Source organism: Chryseobacterium sp. CY350 (assembly GCF_027945075.1).
In the GTDB taxonomy this organism is placed as follows: domain Bacteria; phylum Bacteroidota; class Bacteroidia; order Flavobacteriales; family Weeksellaceae; genus Chryseobacterium.
This window is the reverse complement of record NZ_CP116034.1, coordinates 842,975-866,409: the sequence shown is the minus strand read 5'-3', so window position 1 is coordinate 866,409 and position 23,435 is coordinate 842,975. Positions and strand designations below refer to the sequence as shown.

Annotated in this window: 24 protein-coding genes and 1 other RNA gene; 20 read left to right on the top strand and 5 right to left on the bottom strand. The window is 34.7% G+C overall.

Going from position 1 to position 23,435, the window contains the following annotated elements:
- The first annotated feature begins 436 nt into the window (after positions 1-436).
- The 3 genes from PGH12_RS03935 to PGH12_RS03925 are packed head-to-tail and all read left to right on the top strand — an operon-like array spanning position 437 to position 3,731.
- Complete coding sequence (locus PGH12_RS03935; protein ID WP_267599201.1) at positions 437-877, top strand: GPW/gp25 family protein; 441 nt, start codon at positions 437-439, stop codon at positions 875-877.
- Between the two features lie 19 nt (positions 878-896).
- Positions 897-2,780 carry a type VI secretion system baseplate subunit TssF gene (locus PGH12_RS03930; RefSeq protein ID WP_267599200.1) on the top strand — a complete coding sequence of 628 codons (1,884 nt, stop codon included), beginning with the start codon at positions 897-899 and terminating at the stop codon, positions 2,778-2,780.
- A gap of 24 nt (positions 2,781-2,804) precedes the next feature.
- Complete coding sequence (locus PGH12_RS03925; protein ID WP_267599199.1) at positions 2,805-3,731, top strand: DUF3829 domain-containing protein; 927 nt, start codon at positions 2,805-2,807, stop codon at positions 3,729-3,731.
- A gap of 99 nt (positions 3,732-3,830) precedes the next feature.
- Here PGH12_RS03925 and PGH12_RS03920 read toward each other — a convergent pair whose 3' ends face one another.
- The 3 genes from PGH12_RS03920 to PGH12_RS03910 all read right to left on the bottom strand — a co-directional run bounded on the left by PGH12_RS03920 (position 3,831) and on the right by PGH12_RS03910 (position 5,808).
- Positions 3,831-4,127: a putative quinol monooxygenase gene (locus PGH12_RS03920; protein ID WP_267599198.1), complete on the bottom strand. Its 297-nt coding sequence runs from the start codon at positions 4,125-4,127 to the stop codon at positions 3,831-3,833.
- A 10-nt stretch (positions 4,128-4,137) separates the two neighbouring features.
- Entirely contained in the window at positions 4,138-4,821 is a 684-nt protein-coding gene (locus PGH12_RS03915) for a type 1 glutamine amidotransferase domain-containing protein (protein WP_267599197.1), read from the bottom strand.
- A gap of 417 nt (positions 4,822-5,238) precedes the next feature.
- The gene (locus PGH12_RS03910; RefSeq protein ID WP_267599196.1) at positions 5,239-5,808 is read right to left on the bottom strand and encodes a Crp/Fnr family transcriptional regulator; all 570 of its coding nucleotides are present in this window, start codon (positions 5,806-5,808) and stop codon (positions 5,239-5,241) included.
- A 194-nt stretch (positions 5,809-6,002) separates the two neighbouring features.
- Between PGH12_RS03910 and uvrA the strand changes: the two genes are divergently transcribed.
- From uvrA to PGH12_RS03875, 7 genes are all read left to right on the top strand, one after another.
- A complete protein-coding gene (uvrA, locus tag PGH12_RS03905; RefSeq protein WP_267599195.1) occupies positions 6,003-8,831 on the top strand; it encodes an excinuclease ABC subunit UvrA in 2,829 nt (942 codons plus the stop codon).
- A gap of 10 nt (positions 8,832-8,841) precedes the next feature.
- On the top strand, positions 8,842-9,291 hold the full coding sequence (locus PGH12_RS03900; RefSeq protein WP_267599194.1) for a hypothetical protein: 450 nt from the start codon (positions 8,842-8,844) through the stop codon (positions 9,289-9,291).
- A gap of 378 nt (positions 9,292-9,669) precedes the next feature.
- Positions 9,670-10,074 (top strand): hypothetical protein, encoded by a 405-nt coding sequence (locus PGH12_RS03895; RefSeq protein ID WP_267599193.1) that lies wholly within the window; start codon positions 9,670-9,672, stop codon positions 10,072-10,074.
- A gap of 109 nt (positions 10,075-10,183) precedes the next feature.
- The gene (locus PGH12_RS03890) at positions 10,184-10,696 is read left to right on the top strand and encodes a DUF421 domain-containing protein (protein WP_267599192.1); all 513 of its coding nucleotides are present in this window, start codon (positions 10,184-10,186) and stop codon (positions 10,694-10,696) included.
- Between the two features lie 3 nt (positions 10,697-10,699).
- Positions 10,700-11,194: a GNAT family N-acetyltransferase gene (locus PGH12_RS03885; RefSeq protein WP_267599191.1), complete on the top strand. Its 495-nt coding sequence runs from the start codon at positions 10,700-10,702 to the stop codon at positions 11,192-11,194.
- An 83-nt stretch (positions 11,195-11,277) separates the two neighbouring features.
- On the top strand, positions 11,278-11,424 hold the full coding sequence (locus tag PGH12_RS03880; protein ID WP_267599190.1) for a hypothetical protein: 147 nt from the start codon (positions 11,278-11,280) through the stop codon (positions 11,422-11,424).
- Between the two features lie 97 nt (positions 11,425-11,521).
- Positions 11,522-11,713 (top strand): hypothetical protein, encoded by a 192-nt coding sequence (locus PGH12_RS03875; protein WP_267599189.1) that lies wholly within the window; start codon positions 11,522-11,524, stop codon positions 11,711-11,713.
- Between the two features lie 41 nt (positions 11,714-11,754).
- Here PGH12_RS03875 and PGH12_RS03870 read toward each other — a convergent pair whose 3' ends face one another.
- Complete coding sequence (locus tag PGH12_RS03870; RefSeq protein ID WP_267599188.1) at positions 11,755-12,069, bottom strand: DUF4286 family protein; 315 nt, start codon at positions 12,067-12,069, stop codon at positions 11,755-11,757.
- 148 nt (positions 12,070-12,217) lie between these two features.
- Here PGH12_RS03870 and gyrA point away from each other — a divergent pair, with 148 nt between their 5' ends.
- The 7 genes from gyrA to PGH12_RS03835 all read left to right on the top strand — a co-directional run bounded on the left by gyrA (position 12,218) and on the right by PGH12_RS03835 (position 20,830).
- The gene (gene gyrA, locus PGH12_RS03865; RefSeq protein ID WP_267599187.1) at positions 12,218-14,812 is read left to right on the top strand and encodes a DNA gyrase subunit A; all 2,595 of its coding nucleotides are present in this window, start codon (positions 12,218-12,220) and stop codon (positions 14,810-14,812) included.
- 28 nt (positions 14,813-14,840) lie between these two features.
- The gene (locus PGH12_RS03860) at positions 14,841-15,893 is read left to right on the top strand and encodes a tetratricopeptide repeat protein (protein WP_267599186.1); all 1,053 of its coding nucleotides are present in this window, start codon (positions 14,841-14,843) and stop codon (positions 15,891-15,893) included.
- A 163-nt stretch (positions 15,894-16,056) separates the two neighbouring features.
- Positions 16,057-16,893, top strand: a complete 837-nt coding sequence (locus PGH12_RS03855) for a 1,4-dihydroxy-2-naphthoyl-CoA synthase (RefSeq protein ID WP_267599185.1) — start codon at positions 16,057-16,059, stop codon at positions 16,891-16,893.
- Positions 16,894-17,029: 136 nt separating this feature from the next.
- The gene (locus tag PGH12_RS03850) at positions 17,030-17,575 is read left to right on the top strand and encodes a PH domain-containing protein (RefSeq protein ID WP_267599184.1); all 546 of its coding nucleotides are present in this window, start codon (positions 17,030-17,032) and stop codon (positions 17,573-17,575) included.
- On the top strand, positions 17,559-19,055 hold the full coding sequence (locus PGH12_RS03845; RefSeq protein WP_267599183.1) for a PH domain-containing protein: 1,497 nt from the start codon (positions 17,559-17,561) through the stop codon (positions 19,053-19,055). Before PGH12_RS03850 ends, PGH12_RS03845 begins: the two co-directional genes overlap by 17 nt.
- A 57-nt stretch (positions 19,056-19,112) precedes the next feature.
- Positions 19,113-20,042, top strand: a complete 930-nt coding sequence (gene menA / locus PGH12_RS03840; protein WP_267599182.1) for a 1,4-dihydroxy-2-naphthoate octaprenyltransferase — start codon at positions 19,113-19,115, stop codon at positions 20,040-20,042.
- Between the two features lie 101 nt (positions 20,043-20,143).
- Positions 20,144-20,830, top strand: a complete 687-nt coding sequence (locus tag PGH12_RS03835; protein WP_267599181.1) for a metal-dependent hydrolase — start codon at positions 20,144-20,146, stop codon at positions 20,828-20,830.
- A gap of 64 nt (positions 20,831-20,894) precedes the next feature.
- Here the strand turns inward: PGH12_RS03835 and ffs are convergent.
- An RNA gene (gene ffs, locus PGH12_RS03830) (signal recognition particle sRNA small type) lies at positions 20,895-20,992 on the bottom strand.
- A gap of 132 nt (positions 20,993-21,124) precedes the next feature.
- Between ffs and PGH12_RS03825 the strand changes: the two genes are divergently transcribed.
- The 3 genes from PGH12_RS03825 to PGH12_RS03815 are packed head-to-tail and all read left to right on the top strand — an operon-like array spanning position 21,125 to position 23,389.
- A complete protein-coding gene (locus PGH12_RS03825; RefSeq protein ID WP_267599180.1) occupies positions 21,125-21,718 on the top strand; it encodes a DUF4199 domain-containing protein in 594 nt (197 codons plus the stop codon).
- Positions 21,719-21,735: 17 nt separating this feature from the next.
- On the top strand, positions 21,736-22,686 hold the full coding sequence (locus PGH12_RS03820) for a glycosyltransferase family 2 protein (RefSeq protein ID WP_267599179.1): 951 nt from the start codon (positions 21,736-21,738) through the stop codon (positions 22,684-22,686).
- Position 22,687: 1 nt separating this feature from the next.
- Positions 22,688-23,389 carry a GIN domain-containing protein gene (locus tag PGH12_RS03815; RefSeq protein ID WP_267599178.1) on the top strand — a complete coding sequence of 234 codons (702 nt, stop codon included), beginning with the start codon at positions 22,688-22,690 and terminating at the stop codon, positions 23,387-23,389.
- Positions 23,390-23,435 lie beyond the last annotated feature (46 nt).

Below are 23,435 nucleotides of genomic sequence, written 5' to 3'. Positions count from 1 at the left end.
TTAGCTGATTTGTTTGCGACTTCCAGAGCTCTCGGGAGGTTTGTTTCACTATTGTTGGTAAGTTCCCGACTTCTCGTGAAGTGTTAGCTGATTTGTTTGCGACTTCCGGAGCTCTCGGGAGGTTTGTTTCACTATTGTTTGTAAGTTCCCGACTTCTCGTGAAGTGTTAGCTGATTTGTTTGCGACTTCCGGAGTTCTCGGGAGGTTTGTTTCACTATTGTTTGTAAGTTCCCGACTTTAAATGATGTTTTTTTTCATTTTAAATGATGTACAAATTGAAATCTTTATTGCTCTTATTAAATTAATTTTAGCTATCAAGATTTGCGTCCCATCAAAGTTTCAAAAGATTATCATAAATTATTTCCCGAAAATGATTAATTTGGTATTTCATTTTAATTAATGACACCAAAAAAAATAAAATAGAGAAGAAAAATCTATGGACACACCAAATTACAGAATGCCCTTTGTGCCATCAGTGCTGATGTCTGAAGGAGGAAGTATAGACACCTGCGATATGGGTGAAAGTATTGCCCACAACATTATGCTTCTGATCACGACAAAAAAAGGCGAAAACAGATATGATGAAAACTACGGAAACGACGTTTGGAATTTAGAATTCGATAACGGAGTTACATCGGCAGTCTGGGAAAATGTTTTCATTAAAAGTCTCAAACGCCAGATTCTGGAATTCGAGCCTAGAATTATTCAGCCACAGATCGATGCACACGTAGAAATCGTAGAACACAACTACGACACCAAAGAACATACAGAGATCAAGAAAAAAGTAAAAATTGCGATCAACGCAAAAATGGAAGAAACAGGAGAACGTTTCAGTTTTTCCACCGAGCTTTTTCTGAGTCCGATGTCAATAGATTAATCACCACCTTATCACAAATATGAATTTAGATCAGAATATCTATTCGAAAGAATCTGTAAAAGCCAGAATGTTACAGAATGCTACCAAAGTCTGGGGATTGAAAAGTCCGCAATCGCTGGATCCATTCGTAAAACTTCTCATTGATGCTTTCAGTACAGAAGTTTTTAAAGCTAATAATGAAATTCAAACCGTCAATGCAAGAATTTTAGAAAAACTGGCGAAGCTTTTAACGCCTTCAATTTATACGCATCCTATCCCGGCGCATGCTGTTGCTTACACGATGCCTTTTGAGTCGTCAGAGATTTTGCTTGAGCATACAGAGTTTTTCTTCAGAAAACAGATGAATTCTACCATAAAGTCGGAATCAGACAAACAGCTCAACATACCTTTTACACCTATAGGAAGTATCAGAACTAATAAGATACAGACTTCCATTATGTTCGTCGGAAATACCTGTTACAGTATAGACGAGAGTTTAAACAAGATTCCTATTTCCAGATTTCAGGGAAAACCGTCTGATTACAGAAAAGTTACGGTAGGGATTGACGTTTCAAAATATACAAACGAAAAGTTTCCGAGATCGCTTGCAATTTATTGTTCTAACCCCGCGTTTGAGCATTTGGATTATGTATACAAGTTGCTACCATACGTTAAAGTTTCCAGCAACGGAAATCCATTGTTTGTAAAAGAAGGCATCACATATCTTAAAAAAGAACAATCTGAAGGATACGAACAGCTTTTTCATGAGCAGTCGATTCAGACAAAAATTATTGAAGATATCAAAAGTATTTATCATCATAAATTCATTGAGGTTGCGGGCCTGTCTAGAGATTTGTTTTCAGAACAGGGGAAACTTCCTGAGGATTTAGATTTTCTGAATGGCAGGGAAGAAATAGAAAAATACATCAACGGAAAATCTATTCTTTGGCTGACATTTGAGTTTCCGCCGCAGTTTTCGGCTGAGATTTTAGATAATTTTACTTTTGTTCTTAATGCTTTTCCTATTTACAACCGTGGCTGGAAAAAAACAGAGTACAGTCTCGATATTATGGGAAACAACATTCCTCTAATCACCGATGAAGGTGAGCATTTTCTCTATGTAGATGAAGTGCAGGATGGCGATGGCAGAAAGTATACAGAAATTCCGTTCACGCCATCAGATGATTTAAAAAAAGGTCTATACACCGTCAGAAAAGGAGGAATGGAAAGATTTAATAATAGAAATGCCGTAGATATGATTTCTCATGTTCTTGAACTTACAAGAGATGAAATCGCCGCTTTCTCATTACTAAACCGGGACAATGTGAAAGGTATGCTGAGCGAAATGTCTGATAAGATGAAATCTATGGTGCAGAAAGTAAATAATGCCAAAAGAAACATCAGACAGGAACTCAATTATGTCATCATGGAGCCTGTGGAAAAAACTGACCACACATACGCTTCCTTCTGGATTACCCATTGTACATTTGCCAATCATATGAGACCGGGAACCGAACTTTCAAATCAGATCAAATCTCAAACTCTGGTACTCGTCACCGAAACAATAGGCGGCGCCGAAGAGCAGAAAGGTACAGACAGCATTCAGGCATATAAATACGCTTTGACGACCAGAGATAAAATAATTTCTCTTGAAGATGTAAAAAGCTACGTAAGAATGGTTCTGAAAGATGAATTGAAAGACGTGCGTGTAAAAAGAGGAACAATGATCAGCATCAAACCGAAAGAAGGCTTTGTAAGAACCGTTGACGTTGAGGTTGTTCCGCAAAATTATTCGTTTTACGGCAGAGTGTATTGGGAAAATATGGCAAACATTCTCAGAAATCAAATCGTTTCAAAAGCAATAGACGGAATAGAGTATCGTGTAATGATCACCAATGAAGACACCGATTTTTTTGAAAATTAAAAGATAATACCACAACAGATTTATATGAAAAAAATAATTGTATTTGCACTCGCCATAACGGTGAGTACAGCCGCTACGAGCTGTAAAAAAGGGATGGATAAACTGGGAAACGTAGTCATGAAAGCAGGAGAAAACAATTCTCAGGCAATTATAGATTTTAATAATGACTTTTTAGATTCTTATAAAAATTCTACAAGGCATATTGAAGGCATTGTAAAATATGCAGAATCTGCCCTTACCAAAGCAAAAGGCGGCGATGTAATGATCATGCCGATTGTAATAAGTTCGCTCGATTACTCTTTAAGTAAAATAAAAGAAGTTCCTACAGGATTTGAAAACGACAGAGAAATTATTGAGACCACTTTCAACACCTACAAAGCCAAAAAAGAAAGCATTGAAAAGAAATATGAAGAGCTGAAATCTTACATGACGTCAGAAGACTATAAAGATGACAAAGGCGCAAAAGCTGAAGCTTTGAAAAAAGAAATTGATGCCGAAGCGCAGGATTTTTTCACGGCGGGTGAAAGTATCTTAATTAAAATAAAACCTGCAACAGATGCAGCAGAAGAAGTAATCCTCAAAGATCATCCGATGAAAAACTTTATCGTTTCATCTAAAAGCCTGATGAATTCTATGGATTCTGTGATGGATGTGTTGGATAAGCAGTATCAGAATGGTTTTAATGAGGCAGAAGCGCAGAAAAAATATGACGAGTTTGCAAAAGCCGTAGAAACTAACGCAGCAAAAACTTTCGACGTAAAAGATCCTCAGTACGCACACAAAAAATCTCAGTTTGAAAGCTTGAATAAAGGTGCTTCAGAATTTCTTGATCAATTCAGAAAGCTGATCAGAGATTCAAAATCGTCCGGAAAAATAGAAGATTCGAACATCAGAACGATGGATTCTGCTTATGAATCTGTCTTAAATTCTTACAATTCATTCGTGAAATAATTATCATGAAAAGTAAGTCAGAATAACTAAATTATAATTTTAATCTGCAAAAAAATTCCGAAAAGCATCAATTGAACTGAAGCTTTTCGGAATTTTAAATTAAATAATCTGATCCATTAAAATTACTTCCCTGCCTTCCAGCAAAGGAACTATCTGTTTTACAACCATATTCTGAAAATGATCTGAACTTTTATGAAATTCCAGAGCCGCATCATCGTCATAGCCTTCAAATAAAATTAAAGTGTTCTCATCATTTTTGTCCTGATGGATTTTATAAAACAAATTTCCTTCTTCTTCAGCACTTTTTTTTGAAGCTTCTTTCAAAAGTGGTAAAACTTTATCTAAGTTTCCTTTTTTTACCTGCCATTTGGCATGAACGTAAACTGGTTTATTCATTTTTTTTGATTTAAATTGAATTTTTAGATTCTAAAATGGCAACTATCTTTTCACCAACACCTTTTGCCGACGCAGGATTTTGTCCGGTAACCAAATTTCCGTCAGCGATACTGTTCGCAGACCAAGCTTCCGCCGCATGAAAAATCGCACCTTGCGCCGTCAATGCAGTTTGCAAATCGAAAGGAACATCAGCTTTTGCATAGTTTTCTTCTTCTTCAGTAGTGAACGAGGCGATATTTTTACCATCTACTAAATAACTTCCATCGCTTAATTTTACATTGAGTAAAGAAACCGGACCGTGACAAACTGCTGCTACAACGCCGTTTCTCTCATAAACTTCTGCAATTACCTTTTTCAGCTCAGCATTTTCCGCCATATCGACCATAGGCGTTAAACCTCCTGGAATAAATACCGCATCGTAACTTTTGACATCAACTTCAGAAAGTTTTGCAGCTTTGTGCATATTTTCCCAGCCTTTGCCTGTCAGGAATTTCAAATTATCAGGATCATCAGCTAAATTTAATGCATCTAAAAATGGTGATTCACCCGTTAAACTTGCGAAATCTGTTTGGAAATCTGCTTTTTCAAATTCTGCGTAAGGATGTGCGACTTCTGGTAAAAAAATTCCTGTTCTTTTTTTGTTTGGGCCTATTGAGTTTGCATTGGATAAAATGATTAATACTTTTGGTTTCATATTTAAAAAATTTAGTGAATGTTTTTTGATTTAAATTTCTATACCAAATGTATGGCGATCCAGAACCTCAACAGAAGGAGGGAAGTCACAAAAAAAGTGTGACCGAAATCACACTTAATTTATACAATATTTAAATCAATTAAAATTTATAAGTATCGTTATTTATTTAAAGGTATAAAAGGAATTGAAAATTAAAAATCCTCGTCTTTCTTTGCTAAATGAAATGCCATTGTTTATCTTAAAAAAGAAATTATTGTAAAATCCTAGTCTTACTTTGCGATAAATAAAAGCAAGGATATACAAAGAATTATAAAGAACACTTAAAAAAATAATGCAAACAAAGCCTTTTGACTACGTAGAATCATCGATTTCACTCATTTTTGAAAGAAAAAGATCAAAATTAACGAGTTATAAATACTATTTTGTATTCGAGTAAAGTCTGCTCAAAGTTTCCCTGCTCACTCCGAGATATTCTGCAATATATTTTTTCGGAATCTGAAGCATAAGATCAGGATATAATTTTGAAAATTCTTCATATCGTTGCTGAGGCGTGCCTGATAACAACAGCCTTATCCTTTCTTGCAAAGCAACGAAACCATTTGTAAGTTTCACCCTGAAAAAATGTTCCATTTTATGATAATCTGCTGATAACTTTTCTCGTCCTTCCAGTGTAAGACAAAGAACTTCACCTTCCGTGAGACATTCTACAAACATCGTCGAGCTGTTTAGTTTGAAAAAAGCAGAATAATCGGTCATCCACCAGTTTTTTTTGGCAAACTGAACGATGTGTTCTTTCCCGTTTTCGTCGAGGTAGAAGACTTTATAAATTCCTTCTAAAACCAGATATTCATATTTTACGTCATCACCTTCGTGAAGCAGAAACTGATTTTTACGGACGTTTTTAAGGATGAAAAATTTTTGAATAGATTCAAATTCTTCATCCGTAATCGGACTTATTTCTTCGATATGCTGCCGTAATCTGTTCATGAATATTGATTAATACGATGTAAATTTAAATAAAATTGATGAAGATATATGATAACGACGAATGAGATTTAGATTTAAAAATTTAAAGAAATAGATGCATTTCTGATTAAATCAAGACTATTTTTAACTCCATAATTTCCATAAAATTCCGTAATTTTGCAAATCGTGATTTTCATGTAAGATCACCCCAAATTATGAGTGAATCAAAAGAATATATAGAAGTTTACGGAGCCAGAGAGCACAATCTTAAAAACATTGATGTCAAAATTCCGCGAAACGAACTGGTGGTTATCACCGGACTTTCCGGAAGCGGAAAATCGTCATTGGCTTTTGATACGATTTTTGCCGAAGGACAACGTCGCTACATCGAAACTTTCTCCGCTTATGCTCGTCAGTTTTTAGGCGGTTTGGAACGTCCTGATGTCGATAAAATTGAAGGACTTTCTCCAGTAATTGCAATTGAGCAAAAAACAACCAATAAAAATCCGCGTTCTACGGTTGGAACGGTAACAGAACTTTACGATTACCTGCGTTTATTATTTGCGAGAGTTTCTGATGCGTATTCTCAGACGACCGGAAAGAAATTGGTAAGCTACACTGAAGATCAGATTCTTGATACAATAAAGGAAAATTATAAAGGCGAAAAGCTGATGTTGATGGCGCCGGTTGTACGTTCGAGAAAAGGTCATTACCACGAACTTTTTGTTCAGATGGCTAAAAAAGGGTACGGACAAGCTAGAATTGACGGCGAATTGCAGGATATTGAGTATGATTTAAAACTTGATCGTTACAAAACCCACGACATCGACATCGTCATCGACCGCTGGATTATCGGCGAATCTGCTTCTGAAGCGAGAATGGAGAAATCTCTGAGAACTGCCATGGAAATGGGTGAAGGATTGATCGGAATTCAAATGTTGGGAAGTACAGAAATTGAATATTTCTCAAAAAACCTCATGGATGCCGAGACAGGTCATTCTTTAGCATTACCGGAACCAAACACCTTTTCTTTCAACTCACCGAAAGGAAGCTGCCCAAACTGTAAAGGTTTAGGAACAATAAAGAAAATCAATACCGATTATTTTGTTGAAAATCCGAAATTATCCATCAATCAGGGAGGATTGTTGCCTTTGGAAGATATTAAATCAAACAAATGGATCTTAGCACAAATTAAAAATATTCTTGAAATTTTCGGTTTGGGACTGACAACTCCGTTTAAAGATATTCCGGCGGAAGCGTTGGATTATATGTACAACGGTTGCCACAAAGAATTTAATAAAGACCTGAAATATGCAGGAATTACCAAAAAAATAAAGATCAGTTTCGATGGTTTGATTCCCTTCATGGAAGAAATCATTGACGAAAAAGAGTCTTATGAAGGTGTTTTGTTGGAAAGACATTTTACTACCGAAGAAACCTGTCCTGAATGTAAAGGAACTCGTCTACAGCCGGGAAGTTTGAGTTTTAAAATCGACGGAAAAAATATCGCTGAAATCAACGGTTTGAGTTTATCAGATTTAAAAGATTGGTTGAGAGATGTAAAAGATAAATTTTCGCCGAAACAAGCAATCATTGCTCACGAAATTTTGAAGGAAATCGAAACAAGACTTCAGTTTTTGCTGGATGTCGGTTTGGAATATTTAAGTTTGAGCAGAAGTTCAAGAACACTTTCCGGAGGTGAATCTCAGAGAATTCGTTTGGCCACACAGATTGGTTCGCAGCTGGTGAACGTATTGTACATTTTGGATGAGCCAAGTATCGGTTTGCATCAAAGAGACAACGAGAGACTCATTAAATCATTAAAAAACCTTCGTGACATCGGAAACTCTGTTTTGGTAGTTGAGCACGATAAAGATATGATCATGGAAGCCGATGAGGTTTTGGACATTGGTCCGAGAGCCGGAAAATTCGGCGGAGAAATTCTTTGGCAGGGAAAACCTGCAGATCTATTAAAAGCCGATACGATTACGGCAGATTACATCAATGGAAAAAGAAAAATTGCCATTCCGGAAGTCAGAAGAGAAGGAAACGGAAAAAGTATCGTTTTAAAAGGTGCGACAGGAAATAATCTTAAAAATGTAAACCTTGAGATCCCGTTAGGAAAACTGGTGGTTGTGACAGGAATTTCAGGAAGCGGAAAATCTTCTCTGATCAACGGAACTTTATATCCGATACTAAACAAACATTTTTACAGAGCCGTTCAGGAACCGTTACCTTACAAAAAAATAGAAGGTCTTGATAATATAGATAAAATTGTAGATGTAGATCAGACTCCGATTGGTAGAACGCCACGTTCGAATCCTGCAACCTATACAGGAATGTTTACCGATATCAGAAATTTATTTTCTGAATTGCCGGAATCTAAAATCCGTGGATACAAACCGGGAAGATTTTCTTTCAACGTAAAAGGCGGAAGATGCGAAACCTGTCAGGGAGGCGGTTTGAAAGTCATTGAAATGAACTTCTTACCTGATGTTTATGTGCATTGCGAAACCTGCAACGGAAAACGTTTCAACAGAGAAACGCTGGAAGTCCGTTACAAAGGAAAATCGATTTCCGATGTGTTGGACATGACGATTGATGAAGCTGTAGATTTCTTCCAGCCGATTCCTAAGATTTTTGCAAGAGTGAAAACTTTGCAGGATGTCGGTTTGGGATATATAACGATGGGGCAACAATCGACCACACTTTCCGGTGGTGAAGCGCAACGGATCAAACTGGCAACAGAACTCGCAAAAAGACAAACCGGAAATACTTTATATATTCTTGATGAACCTACAACCGGACTTCATTTTGAAGACGTTAAAATTCTGATGGATGCCATCAATAAATTGGTAGAATTAGGAAATTCATTCATCATCATCGAACATAATATGGATGTCATCAAATTGGCAGATCATATTATTGACGTTGGTCCTGAAGGTGGAAAATACGGCGGTGAGATTATTGCCAAAGGAACTCCGGAGGAGATTATTAAATCGAAGAAAAGCTTGACAGGGAAGTATTTGAAGAAGGAGATGTAGTATTATTTTAATGAGTATTTTAAAACAAAAAAACGGTAGAAATTCTAAATACTTTGAAATTCTTGAAGATGGAGTTTTAGTAAAAGATAATTTTGCTAAAGAAGTACAGGAATATAAAGTGAATTTTACAGACATTCAGGATGATGAAACAGTTTTTAGAAAATCTAAAGATGTCGTATTGCTATGTATTGCTTTATCAGTCATATTCAACGCTATTTTTATAAATATTATTATCAATGAATCTTTCGATTTGTCAGGATCAATGGGTGCTTTTGTTTTCGCTTTAATAATGATCCCTGCATTAGTGGTTGTAGGTTTATGTAATAATGAGTTCAGAAAAGAAAACTCAAAAAATTTGGTCGCAACAAAGCCAATTGTCTTTTTCTATACAAAAAAAGATATGATGGATGTTGATTTATTCATTTCAAAAATCAAAGAAAGTAAAGAGACTACTATCTAAAAAACTATTATAAAGTAGATAATTTAATTCCTGTTCACGTGCAAATTGGTAGAATACATTGGCTTTATGAAAACAAATATATCAGTGAAAGTGATGCTCATTTTATTATAAATGAATTGGAAAATAAAAGAATTATCGAAGGCTTGTAATTTTTAAATATTGGCTAAACCTTAAAAGTTTAGCTTTTTTTGTGCTTAAAAATCGGCATCCAATGTTAACAATTCAATTATTTTTAAAATTTAATTATTTGATTATCAATATTTTGTATTTCAATGTTAACTCAATGTTAACTCAATGTGAAATTAGTATGAATATTTTTTTATATCTTTGAATTAGAAATCAAAACAAGTTTAATATATAATTTAAAATCAAAGACTTATGAAAAATAAAATCCAAATATTTGTTGCTTCTCTTTTCGCATTAGGATTAACAGTAATTGCAGGAAATGTAAAAGCTCAAACGACTTCTAATAATACGATTCAGGAAGTTCAATTAAATAAAAATGATGCCTTCAATGAAATCAGAAATCTGTTGGCTGCTAATTTTGATTTTACAAATTCCGATTACAAACAAGGAATCGTAAATTCAGAAGTGAAATTTGATATTGCAGAAAACGGAAAAATCGTGAATGTCCGTTCAAAAGGTGATTGTAAAAACGTGAGTAAAGAAATTGAAAATGTTTTAAGCCATCTTCAGTACAAAGTTGATGCAAACAAACTTAATGAAAATATGATCGCATCGTCTTTCGTAATGCCTGTAAGAGTTGATATCAACAACAGATAATCAGAAATAATTGATAAACAAACTATATACAATTTCCCTTAAACTGCTTGAAAAAGCAGTTTTTTTATTTCCGGTAATTGTATACATTTGAATTTAAATTTCTTCTACCGTGAATCCTATCCTCGATGTTGTTATCCGCTCTCTCTGCGTTTTCCTTTTTATGGTGATTGCGATTCGGGTGTTTGGTAAAAATCAGCTTTCACAGCTTAATGCAGGAGATGTTGTCTTGCTGCTATTGATTTCGAATGCCGTACAGAATGCAATGGTGGGAGAGAATACGTCTCTTGAAGGCGGAATTGTTGCTGCCTTAGTATTGTTTGCGGCAAATTTCACTTTGAAAAGATTGATGTTTTCCAATCGTTCTTTTGCGAGTTTTATGGAAGCTGATCCTGTGATTTTAGTGAAAGATGGAGTTGTAGATCATGTAGCATTGCGAAAGGTGAAGATTAGTTTTGACGAACTGAATGAATCAATCAGAGAACACGGAATAGAAAAAATAGAAAATGTAAAACTTTCAATTTTGGAAGTCGATGGAAATATCAGTGTTATCTCAGAGGACGAAAAAGATAAGCAGACGCATTATTCGCGAATTAAAAGAAAAAATAAAAGAAAATATCATTAAAAAATGAATTACGAAATAAGAGAAATGCTTCCTCAAGACGAAAGCCGTGTGATGGAAATTTTTCAGCAGGGTATAGACAGCGGAATCGCTACTTTTGATACCGAACTTCCCAATGTAGAGGTTTGGAATACCAGTTTTATCAACGACTGTCGCTGGGTTTTGGAAGATGAAACTAATACGGTGATTGGTTGGTGTGCTTTAAAACCTGTTAGTAAAAGAGAATGTTTCAGAGGTGTGGCCGAGGTCAGTATATATTTTGACAAAAACTTTACCGGAAAAGGTTTAGGTTCTCTTTTATTGAAAAAATTGATTGTAGACAGCGAAAATCATGGATTCTGGACTTTACAGTCTAATATTTTTCCGGAAAATGAAGCATCCATAAAATTTCATTTGAAAAATGGTTTCAGAAATGTTGGAATCCGTGAAAAAGTGGGTCAGCTTCACGGAAAATGGATGGATTTAGTGATGCTCGAACGAAGAAGTTCAAATATTCTTTAGATAAAGTTCTAATGTCACTAAAAGGCTAAATCTTTTGGCATTTTGATTGTATACTTTTGATGAATAATTAAAAATTAATGGAAATGAAATTACTTAAAAATACAATCGCTGCGTTAATTATTGCATCATTTTTCTACTCCTGCGTCCCTCATCCGGGTAAAAGACCGATGCCGCCAGGACACGACAAAAAAGTGCAGGAACTGAAAGATAGGCATCCCAGTAACAGATAATTTGTAATTTGATAATTCTTAAACTTCAATAGTTAGTTCTTCATTTAATAAATCTTTGGCATCATGATTGTTTATGGAAATGTCTGAATAAAGAATTATGAAAGGACTCTTAAAAGTATTTGGTACAGTAATTTTAGCAGGATCTCTATTGGTATCTTGCGTCGTACATCAACCTCACGGTCGCAGAATGCCTCCGGGTCAGGCTAAGAAAATTTATGGTGGAAGTGCAAAGCATTACGCTCCGGGACAAGTTAAAAAGAGAGGTCACCATCATCACGGCAGACACTAAATAAAAGAAGCTCCATCAGGAGCTTCTTTCTTTTTTAATAATTACAGTCTGGTCTTTTTAGGATTCAGAAATGTATTAAATATCATGACTTCCTGACCGAATTTTTTATCGATAATTTCTGTAATGTTCTCAAGTTCGCTTTCAATAAACTCTGTCCGTTTATCGCTGTTATCAAAAATTAAAAGAAGATTGTAGTTTTTTCCATCTTCTATAAAATCGCTGTGTACCTCAGACAAGATATACTTTTCAACATCCAGAAGATTTTCTGTCATCAAAAACAAGGTATCATCCACGTAATTTTCCCATTCTGCGATCTTATCTTTTGTACAATGGAAAGTGATGCTCAATACGCTCATATTTTAGGAATTTTTAAGATTATTTGAATAAATAGTTCAGCAAAAATCGGTAAAAATTTCGTAAATTAGCCCGTTATTAAATATTCAAAATAAATTGATTTCGGGTGGTTTTTTAAACATCTGATTATCATTACAATAAAAGTTATATATGCAAAGAGAAGGAGAAAGATTGATTCCTATCAACATTGTTGATGAAATGAAGTCATCTTATATTGATTATTCAATGTCCGTTATTGTTTCAAGAGCTTTACCGGATGTAAGAGATGGCTTGAAACCTGTTCATAGAAGAGTACTTTACGGGATGTATGGTTTGAACGTTTTTTCGAATAGAAAGCACTTAAAATCTGCAAGAATCGTAGGGGATGTTTTAGGTAAATATCACCCACACGGAGATTCTTCCGTATACGATGCTATGGTAAGAATGGCTCAGACATGGAGTTTGCGCTATCCACAGGTTGACGGTCAGGGTAACTTTGGTTCTATGGATGGCGATCCTCCTGCAGCAATGCGTTATACGGAAGCCAGACTAAAGAAAATTTCAGATGAGATTTTGTCTGATCTTGATAAAGATACGGTAGACTTCCAGAATAACTTTGATGACAGCTTGACAGAACCAAGCGTAATGCCTACAAAAATTCCAAATCTTTTGGTAAACGGTACTTCCGGTATCGCAGTAGGTATGGCGACCAATATGGCGCCTCATAATTTATCTGAAGCGGTAGATGCTATTACTGCATATATTGATAACAGAGAAATTACCATCGATGAATTAATGCAGCACATCGTTGCTCCCGATTTTCCTACAGGTGGAATTATCTACGGTTATGATGGGGTAAGAGATGCGTTCCATACAGGAAGAGGTAGAGTAGTTCTGAGAGCAAAAGTGAGCTTTGAGGAAGTACACAACAGAAATGCAATTATTGTAACTGAGATTCCTTATCAGGTTAACAAAGCTGAAATGATTGCAAGAACTGCTGAGTTGGTGAAGGATGAAAAAATTCCTGGCATCTACGAAATCAGAGACGAATCAGACAGAAACGGGATGCGTATTGTTTATGAATTGAAAAACGATGCGATTCCTAATGTTGTTCTCAACTTATTATATAAATATACTTCACTTCAGACTTCTTTCAGTGTCAACAATATTGCATTGGTACACGGAAGACCGGAACAGTTGAATTTAAAGGATATCATCCACCATTTTGTTGAGCACAGACACGTTATCATCGTAAGAAGAACGGAGTATGAGCTTAGAAAAGCAAGAGAAAGAGCACACATTCTTGAAGGTTTCATGAAGGTGATCGGAACTCAGGATTCTTTAGATAAAGCGATTGCCATTATTCGTCACAGTGCCAATCCACAGGCAGCGAAAGAGGGAATTATTCAGGAATTTGATTTGTCTGAACTTCAGGCTCAGGCGATTCTAGACCTTCGTTTGGCTCGTTTGACGGGAATGGAGCTTGACAAAATCCGTGATGAGTATGAAGCAATTATGAAAGAAATTAATAATTTGGAAGATATTTTGGCTAACGAACCAAGAAGATTTCAGATCATTAAAGATGAATTGGTTGAAATTAAAGAAAAATACGGCGATGAAAGAAGAACCGAAATCGATTATTCTGGTGGTGAAATGTCTATTGAAGATATCATCCCGAACGAAGCGGTAGTTCTTACAATTTCTCACGCAGGATATGTGAAGAGAACATTGCTTTCAGAATATAAAATTCAGAGCAGAGGTGGTGTAGGAAATAAAGCGGCAACGACTAGAGATTCAGATTTCTTAGAATACATCGTATCTGCGACTAATCACCAATATATGTTGTTCTTTACAGAAAAAGGTAAATGTTACTGGTTAAGAGTATTTGAAATTCCTGAAGGTTCTAAAACTGCAAAAGGAAGAGCGGTACAAAACTTGATCAACATCGAGCCGGATGATAAGATTAAAGCATACATCAGAACCAATAACTTAAAAGATTCTGAATATGTAAATCAAATGAGCGTATTAATGGTAACCAAAAATGGTACAATTAAGAAAACCTCTCTTGAAGCATATTCTAGACCAAGAGTAAATGGTGTAAATGCAATTGAAATTAGAGAGAATGACATGTTACTGGGTGCATACCTTACAAACGGAACTTCTGAAATCATGATTGCTACCAAGAATGGTAAATGTATCCGTTTCCCTGAAGCGAAAGTGAGAGAAGTGGGTAGAGGATCTATTGGAGTTCGCGGTATCAGCATGGAAGATAATGACGAAGCAATCGGTATGATTGTGGTGAACGACATCGAAAATGACACAGTGCTTGTAGTATCTGAAAAAGGATACGGAAAGAGAACTGCCGTTGAAGATTACAGAATTACCAACAGAGGTGGAAAAGGGGTGATCACGCTAAATATCACTGAGAAAACAGGTAACCTTATTGCGATTCAGAATGTAACAGACGACGATGGATTGATGATTATCAATAAATCTGGAGTTGCGATCAGAATGAATATGAATGAGATGCGTGTGATGGGTAGAAATACTCAGGGTGTGAAAATGATCAATCTGAAAAAGAATGACGAAATTGCAGCCATCGCAAAAGTAGAAATGGATAAAGACGTTGTGGAAGAAGAAGATCTTTTAGATGGTGAAGAAACTGCAATTTTGCCAACAGAAGAAGGTAACGCTTCAGAAATAGAAAATAATTCAGAAAACGAAAGCTCAGAAGATACAACTGAAGATACTGCTTCTGAAGAATAATTAAAATAAAAATAAAATTGTTATTATTATGAAAAAGCTAATTTTAGGTATAGCGATCATTTCATCAGCATTTGTTTTCGGACAGAAAGATGCAAAGGATGTGAATGCTCAATTACAAGCTTCTAATAAAGCAGCAATGGATGCTTATCAGGCAAAAAATTATGCCGTTGCAGCTCCAAAGTTTTTAGAAGTTTACAACTTAATGAAGACAAGTGGTCAGGATGATAAAATCTATATGTATTACGCAGGATTAAGCTATGCTCTTGCAAATAATGTAGATGAATCGATCAAGATTTATACTGATTTAATAAATTCAGGATACACAGGAGTGCAGACCAATTATACTGCAAAAGCAACTAAGACAGGTGAAGTTACTACACTTGATAAGAATACTTGGGATTTGCTTAAAAAATCTTCTTCAAAAGATTATACGGATTTTAAAACTGAGCAAACTAAAAGTGTAGAACCAGATTTATACGAAACTTTGTCAACATTACTTTTGAATGCTAAAAAGAATGACGAAGCTTTGGCTTTGATTGAAAAAGGTCTTGCTAAATTTCCTAACAATGCAAAATTGAAAGAATATCAAGGTTCTGCACTTTATGCTACAGGAAATACTGACAAATTTATGTCAAATCTAAAAGAGCAGTTAGCTAAAAATCCAAACGACGGAACAAATTGGTATAATTTAGGAGTTTTACAGTCTAAAAATCCTGCAACAGAAGCTGAAGCTATTGCTTCTTTTCAAAAAGCAATTGAACTTGCGGCTAATAACCCAACATTGACTAATAATGCTAACCAAAATTTAGTGTATACATTAATTGGTGATGATGCAAAAGCTGTTGAAAGCATCAACGCTGTTAGAAAATCTAATCCTGATGAGGCTACAAAATTGATTGAAGCCAGAAAGGAGAGATTTAATAAAGCATTGCCTTACGCAGAAAAATGGTATCAGACCAACACAGAAAATTTGGATGCTGTAACGACATTACGCGAAATTTACGGAATTACAAAAAATCAGGCGAAAGCAAACGAGTTGAAAGCAAAACAAGCTGAACTTGAAGCTAAACAGCCAAAATAATTTAATTCAATTGAATTAATTAAAACCGAAACAATCTTGTTTCGGTTTTTCTTTTTATGATGTAATATTAAGTAGTAAAAGTTTATGTATTTTGCATGATTATCATCAGATTTCAACCAGAAATTTCTATGTAATTTCTTATCTTTGAGGAAAATTTTACAGAATGATCGAGTGGAAAACCGTCAAAGAATACGAAGACATCACCTACAAAAAATGCAATGGTGTCGCAAGAATTGCCTTCAACAGACCTGAAGTTCGTAATGCTTTCAGACCCAAAACAACCTCAGAATTATATGACGCTTTTTATGATGCTTACGAAGATTCATCAATAGGTGTTGTATTGCTTTCCGGAGAAGGACCGAGTACAAAAGACGGCGGTTGGGCTTTCTGCAGCGGCGGTGATCAGAATGCAAGAGGTCAGCAAGGTTACGTAGGCGAAGATGGAAGACACCGTCTGAATATTCTTGAAGTTCAGCGTTTGATCCGTTTTATGCCAAAAGCTGTGATCGCAGTTGTTCCCGGTTGGGCAGTTGGTGGCGGTCATTCTCTTCACGTGGTCTGTGATCTTACTTTAGCCAGTAAAGAACATGCGATTTTTAAACAAACAGATGCAGATGTGACAAGTTTTGATGGAGGTTATGGTTCTGCTTATTTAGCTAAAATGGTCGGACAGAAAAAAGCACGTGAGATCTTCTTTTTAGGGAGAAATTATTCTGCACAGGAAGCTCTGGAAATGGGAATGGTGAATGCTGTGATTCCTCACGAAGAGTTAGAAGATACAGCTTATGAATGGGCTCAGGAAATTTTAGCGAAATCTCCGACTTCCATCAGAATGCTGAAATTTGCAATGAATCTCACAGACGACGGAATGGTTGGTCAGCAGATTTTCGCAGGCGAAGCGACCCGTTTAGCTTACATGACAGAAGAAGCAAAAGAAGGAAGAAATGCATTTCTCGAAAAGAGAAAACCAGATTTTGGTAAAGATCAATGGATTTCTTAAATCATAAATAACAATAATAGGTAATGAGCGAATTCATTACCTATTATTTTGTCTGAAATGTTGTTCGCAGATTTGGTGATTTTCAAGATTACAAACTGAATCTGCTTCTCTCTCAAAACGTGTTGCAAAATTAAGTATGGAAGAAAATTTTCAAAACTCTCAAATCCTTGATCTCGAGATTCCTGATTTTAATGATTTAAAATTAATGGCTGTGTCACCTAAATATCTAAGGATTATTTTGTTGAATGTTTCTATTTTTTCTATCTTCTTGATTGCAGCGGTTAGTTTAGCTTTTTATTTTTTCCACAATAATCTGAGTGTTTTACAAATATCGACTGCAGTAATTGCAATTTTTCTGGTGATTTCGTTTATTTTTATAAGTGCTGTTTTAGGATTTAAGTTCAGGAAGTATGCAATTCGTGAAAGAGATTTAGTGTATCAGTACGGCTGGCTCAAGAGAAGTTTAATTATTGTTCCGTTTATCAGAATTCAACATATTAAAGTTGAGCAGGGTTGGTTTTCTAAAATTTTACAATTAAAATCAATTACCGTATATACAGCCGGCGTGAGCGGAGGTGATGTTACCGTCAATGGCTTGCCTGAAAGTATTGCAGAAGGAATTAACCATATTATTCGGGTAAGTATTTCGAAAGACAAAACAGAAAATGGCGGACAATCATAATTCATTTTTCCAGCCTCAAAGACAATCAAAAACAGGCATCGTTTTACTTTTCCTTTATAATATCGGAACGGTGATCAAAAGCTTATGGGTTTTTGTGATTCTTTTTTTTGTAAATAAAGACCGCGTAAATTCATGGTTGGTCATTGCTGCAATTATCGCTGCATTGTTAATTTTAATCATATCTACAATAATACAATATTATCATTTCAAATATTTTATTGATGAAGAAAATGAAGAATTTGTAATTCACGAAGGAATTATTAACAAATCTGTAATCAAAATAAAACGAGAAAATATTCAGGAAGTTAATATTTCACAACCTTTCATTCATCGATTCTTTAATATTTATAAACTCGAAATAGACACGCCTGGTAGCTCTGATAAAGAAGTTAAGATTTCTGCACTGACAAAGCAAAATGCGATTGACTTAAAAAAATATCTTCTCACAGAGCTACATTCTGAAGAAAGTAGCAATGTAACAGAAGAACAATTTGCTAATGAAAAAAATAAAAAATCTCACATTAGAATTTCAGTTTGGAGCCTATTAAAATATGGTATAACTGCCAATTATCTTCAAAGTTTTTTTGCGCTTGTGAGTTTAATGGTTTACGGTTTTTCTGAGCTAAATAATCTTTTGAAAAAAGCAAAGTTTGATACAGTGTTGGATTATGATACCGTTGAATCTCAAATTCTTAGATTTTCAGTTCCGATGCTGGTATTTGTTGTTTTGCTGATCATGTTTATAGGAATTTTAATCAATGCTGCTCGAACATTGATCAAATATTACAACTTTAAAATAACGGAAAATATTCAGAGTTTTTCTTTTGAATTTGGCTTGTTTAATACCAAAAATTCCATTGTAACAAAATCAAAAGTGCAGGTAATTGCCGAAACACAAAATTGGATTCAGAAACAATTAAAAATTTCATATGTAAAGTTTTTGCAGATCGGAAAAAACGAAAACGAAAAAAACGTCTCTTCAGTTCCGGGAATAAGTATGACTGAAAAGCAACAACTCGTTTTTTCGATTTGGAATGAAAATCCTCTATTCAATAATTATTTAAAACCAAATTTTAGATTGATTATTGTTAATAATTTTCAATGGATCATTTTTCCGATATTTTTATTTCTCATCATTAATAAAGGTTTATTTTTAAATTATTGGTTATTAGCAGTTATCTATGTTGTTTTGGCCGAAACATTGATCTTGATTTCTTTTCGAAATCTTACATTGTTTTTTAACGAAAGATTTATCAGGCTAAAATCAGGAATTTGGGATATAGATTACCGAACTTTTGAGGTTGAAAAGCTTCAAACTGTGAAAATTTCTCAGTATTTTTGGCAACGGAAAACAAACTTAGGAAGCATCACATTTATTACTTCTGCAGGACGCTTCAAAATGGTCGCTTTAGACTTTTTTAAACTCCAAAAAATGTTGAATTACTGTATTTATAAAATAGAAACATCAAAAAATAAATGATAATTAATTAGTGTTAATCAATATTTACTAATCAATTATCTCTTATCAAATATAATTATGAACGATTGGATAAAGGCTGCAAGGCTGAGAACTTTACCGCTTTCCCTGAGCGGAATTATTATGGGTTCGTTTATCGCAAAGTGGAGACTTTGGGGTGAAGGCGGAACCTGGGACTGGAAAATATTTGCATTGGCACTTTTGGTAACATTACTGTATCAAATTTTGTCAAACTACGCCAATGATTACGGCGACGGAATAAAAGGAACTGATTCTAAAAGAGCAACTGAAGCAGAATCAAGGGCTGTGGCTTCCGGTAAAATTACCGCAAAACAGATGAGAAATGCGGTAATCTTATTTTCAATCTTGTCTTTTGTAGCAACCGTAGCTTTGTTATACATGGCTTTTATCCCGGAATTTATGAATGAATTTTACATCTTCATCGGTTTGGGAATCGCAAGTATTTTAGCAGCGATCGGTTACACTATCGGGAAAAAACCTTACGGATATATGGGATTGGGTGATATTTTTGTCTTTATTTTTTTCGGTTTGGTTTCAGTTTGCGGAAGTTATTTTCTATTCACTAAAACTTTCAGCTGGGATATGCTTTTGCCCGGAACAGCAGTGGGAATGATGAGTATGGCAGTTCTTAATCTCAACAATATGAGAGACATAGAAAGCGATAAATTGTCTGGAAAAAACAGCTTGGCTTTGAGGATTGGGTTTAAAAATGCCATGATCTACGAAATGGTTTTACTGCAGTTTCCATTAATATTGATTTTGATCTTTTTAGCAGTAAACGGATTTTTACAGTCACAGAATTATTATGTTTTTATTGTAATGATTTTAATTATTCCTTTTGCGAAACTGAGAAGAAAAATCATGGTAGTAAAAGAGCCAAGGCAGCTTGATCCGTTTTTGAAACAGGTCGGAATTCTCACGTTTATGATGGCTGTACTTACAGCTTTCGGACTGAATTTTTTCAGGTAAAAATTATTTAATTTTTGGCACATCCTTAAATTCTAAATTCTACCATTTTTGGAAAATATTAGTATCATTAGTAGTTAAAATAAATTCAAATAAAATTAAAAATGAAAATACAATACTTAGGACAAAACTGTTTCCTGTTTACGTACAAAGAAAAAACAATTCTTTGTGATCCTTTTTACAACTACAAAAAAGAAGAATCAGGATTTGATATTTCTGCACAGAAAATCGATTATATTTTGATTACTCATGCTCACGGCGATCATATTGCTGACGTAGGAGAGGTTTTGCAGCATTATCCTGAAACTACCATTATCGGTCAGCCAGAAATCTGCGCATACTTTAAAGATGCAAAAAATAAAGACGATGTAAATTTAGGTGGATCTGCAAAAATCGGTGATCTGAAGATTTCAATGGTTCCGGCTCATCATACGAGTTCGTTTCCGGACGGAAGTTATGGTGGAGTTCCTGTAGGATATATTTTCAGACTTCCAGAAGGTAAAAACGTGTATCTGGCTGGTGATACCGGAGTAATGGCAGATATGCAGTTGTTTCCTGCTTTGTACGGTCGTTTAGATCTTTCAATCCTTCCAATTGGTGGTCATTACACAATGTGTTCAAGAAAAGCGGCTTTTGCAGCAGCAGAATTATTGAAAACTCCAAAAGTTATTGGTTGTCATTTTGATACTTTCCCTGCAATAGAAATTGATCATGAAAATGCTATGAAAAATTTTAGTGAAAAAAATGTTGAATTGATTCTTCCAAAACTGGGCGAAAGTTTCGATATATAACAAAAAAATTAAGAGATTAAGTAATTTAAATAAATCATCTTAATCTCTTAGTTTAAAAAATAAAAAATGGCAAGCTACCTAAATCACACCGCTACGACCAATTACCTTTGCTGCGTTCCCACCCTGGAGGGTTCTCAGGAGCTGGTTGTTTAGGACTTGCCGTTGCAAAGATAGGAATTAATTGTAAACTTAAAAATATTATTAAAGAAAAAATCTTAGAAAAAACCTTTATCAAAGCTAAACCGCTGAAATTTAGAGCAATATTTTTTAAGAAATTTTCTAAAAATTAGAATTATGACGAAAAGTCCAGTAATCTTAGGAATTTTGCTTTATGCTGCTACAATGTTGATCTTTTTTGTAGTTTATTTTCTTTTCTCAGGCGTTAAATATTTTGATACTTCATTGAAAGTCAATGCTTTCGTATTACCAATATTTTACGCTCTTGCAGCTTTTTGGTCTGTAAAATCCCGTTGGAATAAACATCGGATGGGTTTTAGAGAGGCGTTTAAAAGAGCTTTTGTTCCGATGTTCGTAGGCGGAATTTTATCAATTGTAAGCATTTTTTCTTTCTTAAATTTCATTGATACCGATGCAAAAGATCTTTTGAATTATCAATATGTACAGAGACAGAAATCAGAATTAGATAAAGAATATTTGTCTGCAAAAAAGATTTTGAAACATCAAAAAGACATCGACGAGCTGGAGCAAAAATATAAAGAAGGTCTTCAGAGATTTGATCCTAAAATAGTTAAAGGAAAAGATATGTTGACAGCAAGTCATTTTTCAGGATATTTTGCGGCAATTCTTATATTTTACGTAGTTTTGTCAGTATTTTTCGGAGCATTTTTCAGAAAGAAGACGATGCCGGAAGAAATCATTGAAGAATAATTTTTTACTGAAATTAAATGAATTTATCTATAGTTATTCCGTTGCTAAACGAGGAAGAATCTCTCGAAGAGCTTTTTACAAGAATTGATAACGTATGTAAAACCAGTAATTTATCTTACGAAGTCTGGTTTATAGATGACGGAAGTACAGATTTATCCTGGAGCATTATTGAGAATTTAAAAGTGCAACATCCACAGATCCATGGGATTAAATTTTCCAAAAATTACGGAAAATCTCAGGCTTTACATGCTGCATTTGAGAGAACAAACGGCGATGTAATTATTACCATGGATGCTGATTTACAGGATTTTCCGGAAGAAATTCCTGAGCTTTACAGAATGGTGATTGAGGATAATTATGACATCGTTTCCGGCTGGAAAAAAAAGCGTTTTGATAACGTAATGACAAAAAATATTCCTTCAAAACTATTCAATGCTGCGGCAAGAAAAGTTTCTGGAGTGTATCTGCATGATTTCAATTGTGGTCTGAAAGCTTATAAAAAACAAGTCGTAAAATCAATCGATGTGTACGGAGATATGCACCGTTATATTCCCGTTTTGGCTGCTAATGCAGGTTTCAGAAGAATTACAGAGAAAGAAGTTCCGCATCAGGCAAGACCTTACGGTACTTCAAAATTTGGTACTGAAAGATTCGTTCGTGGATTTTTAGATTTGGTAACTCTTTGGTTTGTAAGTCGTTTTGGTGGAAGACCGATGCATTTTTTCGGAGCCGTTGGTACCATCATGTTTATCGTAGGTTTTCTTTCAGCATTTTGGTTGGGCATTTCAAAATTAATTGACGTTGCACGAGGAATTTATGGACATTTAATTACCGACAATCCTTGGTTTTTTATTGCATTAACGATGATGTTGATGGGAACTTTGCTTTTTATAGCAGGATTTTTGGGTGAAATGATTATCAGAACGAATAGAGAGCATAAGAATTATAATATTGACGAAGTGATATAAGATGAAAAAGATTTTTTATGTACTTTCATTTTTTGCTTTAGTTTCTTGTGGAAAAATTTCTCCAAAAGGTAACTTGGAAAAAAAGGAAATTGACGTCGAAGAATTCGTTAATCTAGATTTAGACGGAAAATTCCGTGTATTTTATGCTCGTGGTCCAAAAAACTTTATCGAAATAGAAACCTATTCCAATATTGCTGATAATCTGGATGTTGATGTAGATGATAAAACACTTTCTATCAAAGAAGGCAGAGGAACAAAAGGTGTAGATTTCTACAATGTAACGATTTATTCAAAATATAATTTGGAAAAAGTTTCTCTTTCAGATTCTGTCGAAATGAATATTTCGAGCGAAATTAAAACCGATAATTTTAGACTCAATTTAAAAAATAATGCTACTTTTATGGGTTCAGTGAACACACGAAGAGCAGAAGTTGAAATGCTGAACAGAAGCCGAGCCAATTTTTTGGGAGAAACTAAAAATGCAGTGATAAAGATCTCAGATACAGCAAGTTTGATCGCTCCTTACTGGAAAATTACTAATCTTAATCTGGATTCTCAGAATGGAAATTATGCTGAAGTCAATGTAAAAGATTCACTGAAAGGAACTGTGAAGAATACTGCAAAGTTTATCTATTATAATGATCCGATCAGAGCTTTTAAAGTTGATAAGACGACGAGAGTAGAAAATAAGAAACTTCAGTAATTATTTCGTGAAGATGAAAAAATCTATGACTAAACTGAGTAATAAA